This window comes from Chitinophaga sp. CCNWYY40 (assembly GCF_037483205.1).
In the GTDB taxonomy this organism is placed as follows: Bacteria; Bacteroidota; Bacteroidia; order Chitinophagales; family Chitinophagaceae; genus Chitinophaga; species Chitinophaga ginsengisegetis.
Genome location: NZ_JBBHLF010000001.1, coordinates 970,867 through 986,689 on the forward strand (window position 1 = coordinate 970,867; position 15,823 = coordinate 986,689).

At 50.5% G+C, this 15,823-nt stretch carries 12 protein-coding genes; 11 read left to right on the forward strand and 1 reads right to left on the reverse strand.

The genetic code is table 11. From position 1 onward, the window contains the following. Positions 1–78 precede the first annotated feature (78 nt). The 11 genes from nuoC to V7S65_RS03985 are packed head-to-tail and all read left to right on the forward strand — an operon-like array spanning position 79 to position 13,377. Positions 79–1,824 (forward strand): NADH-quinone oxidoreductase subunit C/D, encoded by a 1,746-nt coding sequence (gene nuoC, locus V7S65_RS03935; RefSeq protein WP_079468120.1) that lies wholly within the window; start codon positions 79–81, stop codon positions 1,822–1,824. Between the two features lie 11 nt (positions 1,825–1,835). Next, entirely contained in the window at positions 1,836–2,300 is a 465-nt protein-coding gene (gene nuoE / locus V7S65_RS03940; RefSeq protein WP_079468119.1) for an NADH-quinone oxidoreductase subunit NuoE, read from the forward strand. Between the two features lie 2 nt (positions 2,301–2,302). Then, positions 2,303–3,586, forward strand: coding sequence for an NADH-quinone oxidoreductase subunit NuoF (gene nuoF, locus V7S65_RS03945; protein WP_079468118.1), 1,284 nt, complete (start codon positions 2,303–2,305; stop codon positions 3,584–3,586). Continuing rightward, the gene (nuoG, locus tag V7S65_RS03950) at positions 3,564–6,257 is read left to right on the forward strand and encodes an NADH-quinone oxidoreductase subunit NuoG (protein ID WP_336386127.1); all 2,694 of its coding nucleotides are present in this window, start codon (positions 3,564–3,566) and stop codon (positions 6,255–6,257) included. The genes nuoF and nuoG overlap by 23 nt, the downstream gene beginning before the upstream one ends. Positions 6,258–6,261: 4 nt before the next feature. After that, positions 6,262–7,212: an NADH-quinone oxidoreductase subunit NuoH gene (gene nuoH, locus V7S65_RS03955; protein ID WP_111578780.1), complete on the forward strand. Its 951-nt coding sequence runs from the start codon at positions 6,262–6,264 to the stop codon at positions 7,210–7,212. A gap of 10 nt (positions 7,213–7,222) precedes the next feature. Beyond that, positions 7,223–7,738, forward strand: coding sequence for an NADH-quinone oxidoreductase subunit NuoI (gene nuoI, locus V7S65_RS03960; RefSeq protein ID WP_079468115.1), 516 nt, complete (start codon positions 7,223–7,225; stop codon positions 7,736–7,738). After that, entirely contained in the window at positions 7,735–8,265 is a 531-nt protein-coding gene (nuoJ, locus tag V7S65_RS03965) for an NADH-quinone oxidoreductase subunit J (protein ID WP_227024587.1), read from the forward strand. Before nuoI ends, nuoJ begins: the two co-directional genes overlap by 4 nt. Next, complete coding sequence (gene nuoK / locus V7S65_RS03970; RefSeq protein WP_079468113.1) at positions 8,262–8,570, forward strand: NADH-quinone oxidoreductase subunit NuoK; 309 nt, start codon at positions 8,262–8,264, stop codon at positions 8,568–8,570. The genes nuoJ and nuoK overlap by 4 nt, the downstream gene beginning before the upstream one ends. 13 nt (positions 8,571–8,583) lie before the next feature. Next, entirely contained in the window at positions 8,584–10,473 is a 1,890-nt protein-coding gene (gene nuoL, locus V7S65_RS03975) for an NADH-quinone oxidoreductase subunit L (RefSeq protein WP_336386126.1), read from the forward strand. A 23-nt stretch (positions 10,474–10,496) separates the two neighbouring features. Next, entirely contained in the window at positions 10,497–11,951 is a 1,455-nt protein-coding gene (gene nuoM, locus V7S65_RS03980; RefSeq protein WP_336386125.1) for an NADH-quinone oxidoreductase subunit M, read from the forward strand. Next, positions 11,938–13,377, forward strand: a complete 1,440-nt coding sequence (locus V7S65_RS03985) for an NADH-quinone oxidoreductase subunit N (RefSeq protein WP_336386124.1) — start codon at positions 11,938–11,940, stop codon at positions 13,375–13,377. Before nuoM ends, V7S65_RS03985 begins: the two co-directional genes overlap by 14 nt. On the opposite strand, the gene V7S65_RS03990 is transcribed toward V7S65_RS03985, so the two are convergent. Continuing rightward, on the reverse strand, positions 13,374–15,818 hold the full coding sequence (locus tag V7S65_RS03990; protein WP_336386123.1) for a TonB-dependent receptor: 2,445 nt from the start codon (positions 15,816–15,818) through the stop codon (positions 13,374–13,376). The genes V7S65_RS03985 and V7S65_RS03990 overlap by 4 nt on opposite strands. Between the last annotated feature and the right edge of the window lie 5 nt (positions 15,819–15,823).

Sequence of the window (15,823 nt, forward strand, 5' to 3'; positions counted from 1 at the left end):
ACATTAACGGATATATGAAAAATTAAACCGGAAAAGGACCACAGTATTTATCTTACCCCCATCTAAACTTAATACGCCATGCCAGAGCGCATTGCAGCGGAATTAAGCTCCCGTTTTGGTGATATCACCTTCGAACCTCAGGTTACACGGGATGGGACGCCCACCTTCTGGACGCCACAGGAGCATATTGTGGCCGTACTACAGTTTCTTAAATCTGAAATACAAATGCCTTATCGCATGCTCTATGACCTCACGGCCATTGACGAGCGTGCGTATAAACGGCAACAGAACGGGCATAAACCCTATGACTTTACCGTTGTTTACACACTTTTTTCCTTCGACAGAAACGAATTCCTGCGAATAAAGGCCGGTCTCCACGGCGAATACCCAACGCTGGAAAGTATCACCCCCATCTGGACGGCAGCCAACTGGTATGAACGCGAAGTGTACGACATGTTCGGCATCCGGTTCAATGGTCACCCCTTGCTGAAACGCATCCTCATGCCTTCCACCTGGGAAGGGCACCCGCTCCGGAAGGAGCACCCCGCACGCGCAACTGAAATGGGGCCGTTTAAGCTCTATGACGAGAAGCAGGACAGGGAGCAGGAGGCCCTGCGGTTTAAACCCGAAGAATGGGGCTTAAAAAGCCATAGCGAGGATGCCGACTTTATGTTCCTCAACATCGGTCCGCAACATCCGGGTACCCACGGTGTTTTGCGCATCATCCTCCAGCTCAACGGCGAAGATATTGTAGACGCCGTACCCGATATCGGGTTCCATCACCGCGGCGCGGAAAAGATGGGAGAGCGGCAATCCTGGCACACGTATATTCCTTACACCGACCGTATCGATTATCTCGGCGGCGTGAATAATAACCTGGCCTACCTCTTATCGGTGGAGCAGCTGGGCGGCATAGATGTACCGCTCCGCGCACAGGTGATCCGCATTATGCTCTGCGAATTGTTCCGTATTGCCAGCCACCTGGTGTGGTATGGCACCTTTGCCCAGGACCTCGGGCAGCTGTCGCCCGTATTCTATATGTTCACCGACCGTGAACGCGTGTTCGAAATTATAGAAGCCATTTGCGGCGGCCGCATGCATCCCAACTGGTTCCGCATTGGCGGCGTAGCCCAGGACCTGCCCAACGGCTGGGAACCGCTCGTGAAAAACTTTATCAGCTATTTCCCGAAACAGCTGAAGGAGTACGACAGCATGGTGATGAAAAACTATCTCTTTAAAGCCCGTACCAAAGGTATCGGCATCTATACACTGGAAGAAGCCATTGAATGGGGCGTAACCGGCCCCGGACTCCGGGCCTGCGGCCTGGAGTGGGATATGCGCAAGAAGCGGCCATATAGTGGTTATGAGAATTTTGCTTTCGAGATCCCGGTCGCACACAACGGAGATTGTTACGACCGCGCGGTAGTACGGGTGGAAGAAATGCGACAGAGCCTCCGCATCATTGAACAATGCGTGGCCTACATGCCGTCCGGCGATTATAAGTCGCACCACCCGCTGGCTACCCCTCCGGTAAAAGCACGCACCATGCAGGACATCGAAACCCTCATCCATCACTTCCTCAACGTAAGCTGGGGACCGGTAATACCCGCCGGGGAAGCCGCTGTTTGCACGGAGGCCACCAAAGGATGGAACAGCTACTATCTGATCAGCGATGGCAATACCGCTTCTTACCGTACCAGGGTACGAACGCCTTCTTTCCCGCACATGCAGATGATTCCGCTGATCAGCCGCGGATATACCGTGGCCGATCTGTTATCGATACTCGGAGGAATGGATTACGTACTCGCAGATATTGACAGATAATATAACAACATATGCTTTCTGCAATTGAAATAGAACAGATCACACATGAAATGCAGCAGGTGCCGGTTAAAAAAGCGGCCTGTATTGAAGCATTAAAAATTGTACAGGGACAGCGCCGCTGGGTATCTGATGAAAGCGTGGCAGACATTGCTGCTATACTGGACATGAGCACAGCGGAAGTAGACAGCGTAGCTACTTTCTACAACCTCATCTTCCGGCGGCCGGTAGGCAGGCACGTGATCCTGTTGTGCGATAGTATCAGCTGCTACGTGATGGGCTATACGGAGATCAAACAACAACTGATGGAACTGCTGCAGATCAAATACGGACAAACCACGCCCGATGAACGCTTTACGCTGCTGCCCAATGCTTGTCTTGGTACCTGCGACCATGCACCGGCAATGATGATAGACAACGACCTGTACAGGGATCTGACAACAGCTTCCCTTTCACAAATACTGGATCAATATTTATAAAGATGGAAAAACCGCTCACACAACATATACCCGCTTCCGGAGCGCCTCTTCACCTGAAGGAGTATGAAGCAGTGGGCGGCTATGCCGCATTACGCAAAGTATTGCAGGAACTCACCCCTGCGGAAGTGACGGACAAAGTAAAAGACGCCAACCTCAAAGGCCGTGGCGGCGCAGGTTTCAGCACCGGTATGAAATGGAGTTTTGTTCCCGCAGAAGCAACCGGCCCGCGTTACCTGATCTGTAACGCCGATGAAATGGAACCCGGCACCTTCAAAGACCGCTGGCTACTGGAAGGTAATCCGCACCAGCTATTGGAAGGAATGATCATTGCCGCTTATGCCATACAGGCAACACAGGGTTTTGTGTTTATGCGCTGGGCCTATAAAGAAGCCGCGCAGATCATGAACCAGGCCATTGCAGATGCTTATGCCGCAGGTTATCTCGGTAAAAATATACTCGGTAAAAATTATAACCTGGAGATGCAGCTGCATACAGGCGTTGGCAGATATATGTGCGGAGAAGAAACCGCGCTGCTCAATTCGCTGGAAGGGAAACGCGCTGTACCCCGCGCCAAACCGCCCTTCCCACAGGTAAGCGGGTTGTTTGGCAAACCTACTATTGTGAACAATGTGGAAACGTTGTCTTATATACCGCATATAATCAGTAAGGGGGGCGACTGGTTCAAATCATTGAGCTATACCGCCGACGGGGGTACGAAAATATACGGTGTAAGTGGAAAAGTAAACAAGCCCGGTGCCTGGGAACTACCTATGGGCGTTACTATGCGGGAATTACTGGAGGAACATGCGGGTGGCATGAAAGCGGGATACCGTTTTCGCGGTGCATTGCCCGGTGGCGCTTCCACTGATTTCTTAACTGATGTTCACCTCGATGTAAAAATGGATTTCGCAGGAGTAGCTGCTGCGGGAAGCCGCCTGGGTACCGGCACTATGGTGATACTGGACGACCGCACCTGCCCGGTGGGATTTGTCCATAACCTGGAGCATTTCTTTGCACAGGAGTCGTGTGGTTTCTGCACGCCCTGCCGCGAAGGACTGCCCTGGACGGAGAAGATACTATACGCACTGGAACAGGGACAGGGCACTTATGCAGACCTCGAGCAACTGGAAATGCATACCAAGCTGTTAGGCCCCGGTAATACTTTCTGCGCACTGGCGCCCGGCGCTATGGAACCGTTGCAAAGCGCACTGAAATATTTCAGGGAGGATTTTGAACAACACATCAAAGAAAAAAAATGTCCATATGCCGATCATACACATCGATAATAAGCCCTACGAAGTAAAGGAGGGGAAGAACCTGCTGGAAGCTTGCCTGTCGCTGGGTTTAAACCTTCCTTACTTTTGCTGGCATCCAGCCCTGGGTGCGGTGGGTGCCTGCCGTCAATGCGCCGTTAAGGTGTTTAAGGATGAGGAAGATAAGAAGGGCAGGATCATCATGTCGTGCATGGAGCCGGTAAAAGACCAGCTTCGTTTATCCGTTGACGATACCGATGCCCGCAACTTCCGGGAGCATGTGATCGGCTGGCTGATGACCAATCACCCGCACGACTGCGCCGTGTGCGATGAAGGCGGCTCCTGCCATTTGCAGGATATGACGGTGATGACAGGCCACTCTTACCGCGATTATCATTTCACCAAAAGAACTTATAACAACCAATATCTCGGACCATTCCTGAATCATGAAATGAACCGTTGCATCCAGTGCTACCGTTGTGTGAGGTTTTACAAAGACTTTGCCGGTGGTAAGGACCTGGATGTTTTTGCCGCGCATAATCATGTGTATTTTGGCCGGCAGGAAGAGGGCACGCTGGAAAGCGAGTTTAGCGGCAATCTTGCCGAAATATGCCCTACCGGTGTGTTTACGGATAAAACACTGAAGCAGCATTATACCCGTAAATGGGATCTGACCTCTGCCGCTTCGGTATGCCAGGGCTGTGGCCTGGGCTGTAATATCATCGCCGGCGAGCGTTATGGTGCCGTGCGACAAATCACAAACCGGTTTAATGGCGCGGTAAACGGTTATTTCCTTTGCGACCGTGGCCGCTATGGCTACGAATTTGTGAACAGCGGACAACGGATCAAAACGCCGATGGTGTATCATGGCCCTGCAGATAAGGCCAATGGCATCCCGGTATTGCAGCATGTACATCAACGGATGAAGCCAGGGAAGACTATCGGCATCGGATCGCCGAGAGCTTCCCTGGAATCCAATGCTGTACTGAAAGAGCTGGTAGGAGAAGAAAACTTTTACCTCGGTGTGTCATCGGCAGATCACGACCTGGTATCCCTTTCCCTTAAAATACTGGAACAGGGGCCGGTGCGCAGCGCCTCCCTGCAGGAAGCGGCAGCAGCAGATGTAGTGCTGATCCTCGGAGAAGATGTAACTAATACCGCGCCGATGCTGGCGTTGTCGGTACGGCAGGCGGTACGCCGTATCCCGGTGGAAGATGTGATCAACCATATCCACATGCCCGCCTGGCAGGATGCTGCGGTGCGGGAAGCCGTGCAGGACAGCAAAGGCCCCCTGTATATTTTAAATGTACAGGAAACAAAACTGGATGAACTCGCAAAAGGAGCCTATCATACTGCGCCCGATAATATTGCCCGTATAGGCTTTGGCGTTAGTCACCTGCTGAGCAGCAAAATGCCGGAAGTAAAAGGGATGTCGGAGCAGGGAAAAGCGATTGCCGCAGAAATAGCCGGTGTACTGAAAGCAGCTAAGAACCCGCTTATCATTGCGGGCTATGGCGGTGGCAGTGAAGCCATCATCAAAGCCGCTGCAAATGTGTCGTGGGCGCTGCGGGACCTGGGTATTGATGCCATGCTTACTTACACGGTGCCGGAATGCAACAGCGTAGGGCTTGAAATGCTGGGCGGCCATCGCCTGGATTCGGCGGTAGACCGTGCATTGAATAACGAAGTGGATACCGTGATCATTTTGGAAAATGACCTGTACCGCAGGCTGAACCAGCACCGTGCAGAGAAGTTTTTTGGAAAAGTGAAAGACGTGATCCTGCTGGATCATCTTTATAATCCTACCGCAGAAAAAGCAACCATCATTTTGCCGGCCGGTACGTTTGCGGAATCGGATGGTACATTGGTTAATAATGAAGGCCGCGCCCAGCGCTTCTTCCAGGTATTTGCGCCCGACTCCGCAGTGCAGGAAAGCTGGCGCTGGCTGTTACAGATCGCCGATATAAATGGTCATGCCACCCTCTCTGGTTTACAACACCTTGATGATGTGGTAAGTCACATTGCACACGCATACAAAAAATTTGAGGGGATAGATAAGCTTGCACCGCATGCTGATTTTCGTATTGCCGGTCAGAAGGTACCACGGGAACCACATCGCTTCAGCGGCCGTACCGCCATGCAGGCCAATGTAAATGTAAGCGAGCCACGTCCGCCACAGGACCCGGATACGGCGCTATCCTTTACCATGGAAGGATACCGGGGAGAGCCACCTTCTTCCATGATTCCTTTCTTCTGGGCGCCGGGATGGAACTCGGTACAGTCGGTGAATAAATTCCAGGTGGAAACCGGCGGACCGCTGCACGACGGTAACCCAGGCAAGCGGCTCATTGAACCTCACGCCAACGGACATACGCCGTTTTATACAGAGGTGCCGGAACCCTTTCTGCCACTCAAAGAACACCTGTTACTGGTACCACTCTATCATATTTTCGGATCGGAAGAACTGAGCGTGCATACACCGGGCATTGCAGAACGCATTCCTGCCCCGTACATCATGCTGCACAGTGAAGACGCAAAGCGGTTGCAGGTAACCGCCGGATACCTGCTGCATTTCACGGATAACGGGCATCAATATACGTTGCCGGTGATCATTAACGATACATTACAGGAAGGCGTTGCCGGAATACCTGTAGGCCTTCCCGGCATGCAGATTTCAGAGGCGCCGCAACTGATAAAAGTATAATGCTATGATAAACATTTGGTGGATAATAGGCGGGGTGCTTTTTGCACTGTTAAATACGGCGGCGGGTCTTATTTGGGTGGAGCGCCGCATGCTGGCATTGTGGCAGGACCGCTACGGACCTAACAGGGCAGGTCCTTTCGGGCTGCTGGTGGTGTTGGCGGATACCATCAAGTTGTTTTTTAAGGAAGACTGGATTCCGCCGTTTGCCGATAAAGTAGTGTTTGTATTTGCCCCGGGCGTGGTGATGTTAAGTGTGCTCATGAGCTTTGTGGTGATGCCTTTTGCACCGGGCATTGTGGTGGCCGACCTGAATATAGGGTTGTTGTTTTTCCTGGCCATGTCGTCCCTGGGCGTATACAGCGTGGTGTTGGGCGGTTGGGCTTCCAATAATAAGTATGCGTTGCTGGGCGCTATGCGCGGGGCTTCGCAGATGATCAGCTACGAAGTGTTTATGGGATTGGCGCTGATGGGCGTAGTGGTATTGAGCGGCTCTTTTAATCTTGCTGAAATAGTAGAGGCGCAGCGGAAAGTATGGTTTATCATTCCGCAGTTTATAGGCTTCCTTATTTTCCTGGTGGCGGGCGTAGCAGAAACACACCGTTTGCCTTTTGATATTCCGGAGGCGGAAAGTGAGCTGGTAGCAGGTTTTCACTCTGAGTATTCCGGGATGAAGTTCGGTATGTTCTTCATTGGTGAATACCTGGGCGTAACGCTGATTTCCGGCATGCTGGTAACGCTTTATTTTGGTGGCTGGCTTGGTCCTGCTTTTCTGCCGCCAGTATTATGGTTTGTGATAAAAACGTTTGCTTTTATTATGCTGTTCATCCTGTTCCGCGCTTCTATGCCGAGGCCGCGGTATGATCAGCTGATGGAGTACGGCTGGAAGGTATTGTTTCCTTTGTCGATTTTGAACCTGATGGTAACAGCTGCCATTAAGCTGTGGTTAAATACTTAAAACGAAAAACATGTTTAGTCTGGTAAGAAGTATGTGGCTGATATTCCTGCATATGTTCCACAAGCGGGAAACATTTCAGTACCCGGAACAGAAGGCGCCGTTGCCGGCCCGCTGGCGGGGCCGCATTGCGTTAACCCGTGATCCGGACGGAGGTGAGCGATGTGTGGGTTGTTATCTGTGTGCTGCGGCCTGCCCGGTGGATTGTATCTCCCTGCAGGCAACAGAAGATGATTCCGGCAGAAGATACCCGGAATTTTTCCGGATCAATTTCTCGCGTTGTATTTTCTGTGGCTTTTGTGAAGAAGCTTGTCCTACTTACGCGATACAGTTACTCCCTGATTTTGAAATGGCGGAATATAACCGTCAGAACCTGGTATATGAAAAAGAGGATCTTCTCATCAACAGTGAGGGCAAGTATCCCGGATATAACTATTACAATGTAGCCGGTATGGCCATCCGTGGAAAAGATAAAGGTGATGCGCAACAGGAAGAACCACCGGTAGATATTAAAAGCCTGATACCATGATAGGAACTGCATTCTATATTGCTGCGTTAATTGCGGTATTGTCTACCGTAATGGTGATCACCCGGTATAATATTATGCATGCCCTGTTGTATCTGGTGGTGTCTTTACTGGCGGTGGCGGTGGTATTGTATCTCTATGGTGCGCCGTTTATGGCGGCGCTGGAAGTGATTGTGTATGCGGGCGCTATTATGGTGTTACTGATCTTTTTTGTGATGATGCTGAACCTGGGCAAGGAGTCGGCGGCGCAGGAAAAGCTATGGCTGAAGCCGCGCATCTGGATCTTTCCATCGTTGCTTTGCATCATCCTGCTGGGAGAGTTGGTATTCCTGGTATTGCAGAACCGTCAGCCGGTATCCGGCGTCCAGGTGGTGAATCCGAAAGAGGTGGGTATTGCTTTATTCGGCCCTTATATCCTGGCGGTGGAACTTACCGGGATGTTGCTGATGGCGGGCATTGTAGGGGCTTATCACTTAGGCCGGCAGAAAGAGAAAACATTGCACCGGTTCCTTGAAAATAATCAATCATGATAGTACATCCTACGACAGCGGGCATGCTGCTTGCCGGCGTTTTATTTGTGCTGGGGCTGATCAGTATCCTGGTTCGCCGCGACATTATTTTTATGTTGCTGTCGGTGGAGATAATGCTCAACGCCGCGGGGCTTGCATTCGTAGTAGCTTCTTCCCACTGGGGTACCGCCGACGGACAGGTGATGTTCATCTTCATACTGGCGATGGCAGCGGCGGAAGTATCGGTAGGACTGGCATTGATCTTACAGTTATATCATCAGCTCAAAACACTGGACAGCGACGAAGCAGCAAAAATGAACGGATAAAATATTCAATTGTATGTTTCCTGCACTCATACCGCTCATTCCTTTTATAGGCGCCTTCCTGCTCATGCTGGGCTGGAAGCGTTTCGACCGTATAGGCGTTACCGTGATCGGATGCGGCAGTATCGCATTAGCGGCCATAGTGGCCATCATCATTGCCATGCAGTTTGCCATGAATGGCGAACAGGCGATTGTTCAGCATGCCGGCAACTGGCTGGAAGCCGGTGGATTTAAGACGGGTTTCGATTTCCGGATGGATGCCTTGTCGGTGGTATTTGTGCTGGTGATCACCATTGTGGGTTTCCTGATTCATGTGTATGCATCCGGTTATATGCACGACGAACCGGACTACGCCCGTTTCTTTGCCTGTATGAACTTATTTGTAGGCGCCATGCTTACGCTGGTGATGGCAGATAATTTATTGCTGCTGTACTTTGGCTGGGAAGGCGTGGGTCTTTGCAGTTACCTGCTGATAGGCTTCTGGTATAAAGATCCTGCCAACGGATATGCTGCGCGGAAAGCTTTTATTGTAACACGTGTAGGCGATACCGCTATGGCCATTGCGTTGTTTATGTTATTTCAGTACACCGGCACCTTGAGTATTCCCGGCTTACTGGAAAACAGTACACATATCTGGTCGGCGAACGACGGGGTGATTACTATTATCGCTTTGCTGCTGTTGGGTGGCGCGGTGGGTAAATCGGCCCAGTTGCCGTTGCAAACCTGGTTGCCCGATGCGATGGCCGGCCCTACGCCGGTGAGTGCATTGATCCATGCTGCCACAATGGTTACAGCAGGCGTTTATCTTATTGCACGCACACATACTTTATTTGAACTGGCGCCGGCAGCGCAAACCACTACTGCTGTAATAGGCGCTATCACTTTGGTGCTGGCGGGTTTCAGCGCCCTGGTGCAAACGGATATTAAAAGGGTGCTGGCTTATTCTACGGTGAGCCAGATCGGGTATATGTTCCTGGCGCTGGGTTGCGGCGCGTGGTCGGCGGCGGTATTTCATTTTGTAACGCATGCTTTTTTTAAGGCGCTGTTGTTCATGGCTGCGGGCGCTATTATTGTAGCGCTGCACCACGAGCAGGATATGTTTAAGATGGGTGGATTGAAGAAGCAGCTGCGCAGTGTTTACTGGGTATTCCTGATTGGCTGTGCTTCCCTGGCCGCCATTCCTTTTGTAACAGCGGGATTTTATAGTAAAGATCAGATCATCTGGTTGTCGTGGTTGGCGGCAGGGGGCCATGTGGGCTTCTGGCTGGCGGCCTTGCTGGGCGCGTTACTCACGGGCATGTATACTTTCCGCATGTTCTTCCTGGTATTTTATGGAGAAGAAAAAACGAAGGTGCATCACCGGCCGGGAGGCAGTATGATGATTCCGCTGTATGTTCTCGCGGTATTGTCCACTGTGGCCGGGTTTATAGAACTGCCGCATACGATGGGGCATGTAACCTTGTTCAGTAACTGGCTGCAACCGGTGCTGCCGGCGGTATCCATGTTGCATGAAAGCCTTGCGATGGAATGGACTTCGCAGGCGTTATCGGCTTTGCTGGCGCTGGGCGGCATTGGGCTGGCGTATGCCTGGGTGGTGAAGCATCCCAAAGGGATGTCCGATTTCCTGGAGATGCCTGCCATCATGTGGCTGCGCGGCTACTGGAGCAGGGGGTGGGACTTTGATGAATTATACAATGTGCTGCTGGTGCGTCCTTTTGTGTACCTGTCGCGTATCAATAAAAGGGATTTGATAGACTCGCTCTATACCGGGCTGGCGGCGTTTATGGAATGGTGTCATAACGTGCTCGCACGTACGCAGAGTGGTTTGCTGCGATGGTATATACTGGGCGTGGTGCTGGGGGCAGTGGCGATATTATCGGTGCTGATCTGGCGGATTTACATATAACCGGAACGATTAAACGAAAAGTTATGATATTGCTGGTATTGATATTAATCCTTTTTGGCGCGGCGTTGTTGTCGTGGGTAGCCGGCGTGAAAAGCCACGCTGCCAGCCGCTGGATAGCCCTTTGCAGCCTGCTGGTGAACCTCGGCATTATTGCAGGGGTGTGGGTGGAGCATACGCAGAGCAGCAGCAGCCGGTGGTGGTACCAGTTCCGGATGGATTGGGTACCGCATTTCGGGATCAGCCTGCACCTGGCGATGGATGGCTTAAGTATGCTGATGCTGGCGCTGACATTTTTCCTCGGGGCGCTGGCGGTACTCATTTCCTGGAAAGAGATTCAGACCCGTGTAGGGTTCTTTCACTTTAACCTGTTGTTTGTGTTGTGTGGTATCACGGGTGTTTTCCTGACAATGGATCTTTTCCTGTTTTATTTTTTCTGGGAGATGATGCTGATACCGATGTACTTCCTGATTGGGATCTGGGGCCATGAGCACCGGGAATATGCAGCCAATAAGTTTTTCCTGTTCACACAGGCGGGCGGCTTGCTGATGCTGCTGGCAATACTCGGTTTGTACTTTATACATAAAGCTAACACCAACGTATATACGTTTAATTATTTCGATCTGCTCAATACACCGATGACGCCCTTTATGGAACGCTGGCTGATGCTGGGTTTCCTGATTGCCTTCCTGGTAAAACTGCCGGCAGTGCCCTTTCACACGTGGCTGCCGGACGCGCATACAGAGGCGCCTACTGCGGGCAGCGTGGTGCTGGCCGGGCTGCTGCTGAAAACGGGTGCTTATGGTATCCTCCGGTTTGTGTTGCCGCTGTTTCCTGCTGCGGCAGCAGAGATAGCGCCCGTGGCCATGTTGCTGGGTGTAATTGGTATCCTTTATGGTGGTATGCTGGCCTATGCACAAACAGATCTTAAAAGACTGATTGCCTACACCAGTGTAAGTCATATGGGCTTTGTACTGCTGGGTGCTTTCGCCTTTAACGAAATTGCCTACCAGGGAGTAGTGATGCAGATGATTACCCACGGTATCAGCACAGGCGCGTTATTCATTATTGCAGGGGCGTTGTATGAACGCATACATACCCGCAACCTGCGGCAGATGGGCGGGCTCTGGCTGCGGTTGCCTATGATGGGCAGCGCTGCCATGATTTTTGTAATGGCCTCTCTGGGCTTGCCGGGGTTAGGCAATTTTGTGGCAGAATTCCTGGTGCTGCTGGGTAGCTGGCAGGCCAATCATGTGCTTACTATCCTGGCTACTATTGGCTTGGTGGTGGCAACAGCTTATTCGCTGCGCATTATGCAGAAAGTTTTCTTCGGTCCGTGCGACCGGCAATATGCTGTACCCGATTTAAACGGGCGTGAGCTGGTGATCATAATAGCATTGGTAATAGTAATATGCTGGCTGGGCTTCCATCCGCAACCGGTATTGAACACTTCCCAAAACATTGACTATGTCGTTCGCTGATTTTTTAAGTCTGGGGCCGCTGATAACCCTGTGCGCTGCGGCAGTGATAGCCATGTTGCTGGTAGCAGCCTGGCGTAATCACCGCATCGTGTACAGCTTTTCCCTTCTTGCTTTTGGTATGGCTATGGCGGCGGTGATTCCCGCCATTAAGTATATTCCGCACCCGGTGCCACCGCTGCTGGTGATCGATGAATTTTCCCTCTTTAATTCCGGGTTGATCCTGGTATCGGGATTTATTATCCTGTTGTTGTCGTTTAACTATTTTGAAGAAAGGGAAGAGCGGAAGGAAGAGTACTATATTCTCCTGATCCTGGCTACTATTGGCGCTTTGGTGCTGGTGGTGAGCCGTCACTTTATGTCGCTGTTCCTGGGATTGGAGATACTTAGCATTAGTTTGTATGGATTAATTGCGTACCTGCGTGCCCGCGAGCGGTCTGATGAAGCGGGGATCAAATACCTGATGCTGGCGGCGTTGTCGTCTGCGTTCCTGCTGTTTGGGATGGCGCTGGTGTATGCCTTTACCGGCCATATGGATTTCCCCGGCATAGGCGTGGCTTTACGCGAGGCGGGTTACTTGCCGGTGAGCGTGATGGCGGGTTTTGGTTTGATGCTGATAGGAGTAGGGTTTAAACTGGGCATTGTTCCTTTTCATATGTGGGCGCCGGATATTTATGAAGGCGCACCATTGCCGGTGGCGGCGTTTATTGCTACGGTTTCCAAAGGAGCCATGCTGGTGCTGCTGATCCGTTTTTACCAGGATATTCACGGTAACGACTACCCGATGTTGTGGTGGATAGTGGCTATTATTGCGGTAGCGTCTATGTTTGCTGGCAACTGGCTGGCACTCACACAGCAGAATATCAAACGTATCCTGGCGTATTCTTCTATTGCGCATATGGGTTATATCCTGGTAGCTTTTTTGTCGGGTGTGCAAACCGGGCTGGAGGCACTGGCGTTTTACCTGGTGGCTTATTTTATTACAAGCATCGGCGCCTTTGGGGTGGTGATTGTGATGTCGAGCAGTTCGCAGGATGCGGAAACGATTGCCGATTACAGGGGGCTGTTCTGGCGTTATCCCTGGGTGGCTACGGTGTTTACAGCAATGCTGTTATCGCTGGCGGGTATTCCGCTTACCGCAGGTTTTATCGGTAAGTTTTACGTGGTGCTGGCGGGAGTGGACGGGCACCAGTGGTTCCTGTTGTTTATGCTGGTGATTAATAGTGTGATCGGATTGTATTATTATATCCGGCTGGTGGCGGCTATGTTTGCGGTGCCTGCAAAGGGGCAGCAAACAACGGTGGTACCGGCCCTGCCCATGGCCGGTAATATTACCCTGGTTATTTTAACCATACTGTTAATAGGGCTGGGTGTATATCCTACTGCTATGATGGCGCTTATTCAGCAAATGATGCGTATCCTGGTTTAACCTGCCCTGTTCTGTTCATCGCTGGTACCGGTTTTCCTTTCGCGGGCGGCTTTAATAGTGGCGCTGCCAAATTTATAGCTGAAGGAAAGGTTTACGGTGCGGAACTGCCAGGTATTGAAGATACTCATGTTCAGGTTGGCAAATTCTGCCGCCCCGCGGTAGCTTTCATTCCGCAGGATATTGTTGTAGCTCAGTTTTACGGTAGCGTTTTTATTCAGGAACATTTTCTGAACACCCAGGTTCAGGTTGTACTGTGCATAGCCCCTGAAAATACCAAAAATAAAAGGCGAGTTATAGTAGCCCATTACTTCTACCTTAAAATCTTTTGGAAGGGTAATGGTATTGGTGCTGCTGATATAATAATTAAGGTTAGACCGGTAATAAGGATCATTTGTTGCAGGATCTTCAAAGCGGTATTTATTATAGGAGAAATCCGCGTTGTTATCGCTGGTCCACCATTTTGTAAACTGGAAGGGCAGTGTAAACAGGATGCTGTAAATATCTGTTTTATCGTAGTTGCGTTCCGTGCTGATGGAGGCTTTGGTACTGTCATCCTGCGTAATAAATTCTTCCATCATATCTTTAATCCGGCTATAGCGGAAGGTGGCGATGTATTTGTCTTTGAACGTATAGGCCACTTCCGCGATGTTACTGTATTGCGGCCGCAGGTAAGGGTTTCCCCTGAAGTAGGTGTATTTATCCAGGTAAAACATAAATGGATTCAGCTGGCCGTATTGTGGCCTTTCTATCCTGCGTGACATGGCCAGGCTCACTTTATTTTTATCATTCAGCTTTTGTTCCACGGTGATGTTTGGAAAGAAGTCGACATAAGAGCGTTTCACATTTGTTCCGGTAGTAAAAGAGTTTCCGGTGGATTCGGTGTTCTCTACTCTCAGTCCCAGTTGCACATTTGTTTTCTGTATTTGTTTTTTATAAGTGGCGTATGCGGCATAAATATTTTCCTGGTAGTTAAAGCGGTCGCTTAAGCCAGGGGAGGGTTTATAGCTGCCATGAAACAACGAATCAAACTGCAATAGGTTGGTGGTGGTAACGAAGCTGGTTTTAGCGCCTGCTTCCAGTTTACCTTCCTTCCCGAGCGGCCAGCTCAGGTCTGCTTTCAGGCTTTTGATAAGTACCTGTGTGCTGCCTGTGGTGCGGATGCTGTTGGGGTTGCGGTTCAGTTGTGTTTTGGCATCGTACAGGCTATCGTTCAGCTGCATTAAGCGGTGGTTGTTGAACTGTGCATAGTCGGCATCAAAACTGATTTCCCTTCCGCCGGCGGTATCCAGGATTATTTTATAGTTCAGGTTAAGCGCAATGTTATCGAACTTATTGTTGTTGGTGGTGAGGGAATTTACGATAGAATCCGGCGGCATATTTACCTGCCCCAGGTTGGCATCGCTGTAAATCTGGTTACTAAAGGAATTTTTATAACCGTTGGCCAGTACGCCGATGGTTTGTTTATCGGTGATAAAGTAATCCATTCCTATTTTCAGGTAGTTGTTTTTAAAGCGGTTGCGCTGAAATATATTTTGCTGAAGATAGGTGGAGCTGCCATCGTTTTCCTTTACATTCCGGCTGTATACGCGGGTAACCTGCCGGGGATAGTCGCCCTGGTCGAAATTACCGAACAGGTTGAATTTTTCCGTTCTCCAGTTAACATTACCGGAAATACCATAGCGGCCGTATCTCGACTGGGTAAGGGTAGCATTTACGTTACCATTGATCCCCGTCATTTTTCCTTTTTTAGTTTTTATGTTGATGATACCACCATTCCCGGAGGCATCATATTTGGCAGATGGACTGGTTAATATTTCAATGGAGGCGATGCTTTCCCCGGGTGTTGTTTTCAGGAGATTGGTTAACTGTTCGCCACTGAGGTAGGTCAGTTTACCATCGATCATTACGGTTACGCTTTGTCCCTTCAGGGTTACGTTTTCGTTGTTATCTACTTGTACGCCCGGCGCGCGGCGGAGCAGGTCCAGGGCGGTATTACCGGCAGCGCTTACGCTGTTTTCGATATTCATCACGGTTTTCCCGGCGGAACTCTCAATAAAAGGTTTCTGTGCGGTTACATTCACCGCCTGGAGGTTTTTGCCTAAAGTGTTCAGGCGGATGGTATCCAGGGTGATGGCTTTATGGGAGGCATTGAGCAGAAAAGTTTTGCTGTAGGAGGTGTTGTATCCCATCTGGGACGCCTGGATAAAATAATGGCCGTAGGCTATTTTTTCAAAGGCGCAGCTGCCGTTGGTGGTGGTCAGTTCTCCTTTCACAAGGGACGAGTCTTTAATATTCCTCACCATTACGCTGGTAAAGGGGAGCGGCTTGCCTTCGTGGTCTGTAATTGTCAGTGTAATTTTTCCTGTGGAGTTAGTTTGCTGTGCGAGGGTTGTTTGCATACAAACAAAAAGTATTCCCAGGGCTACGATGATTGTTCTCATACTAT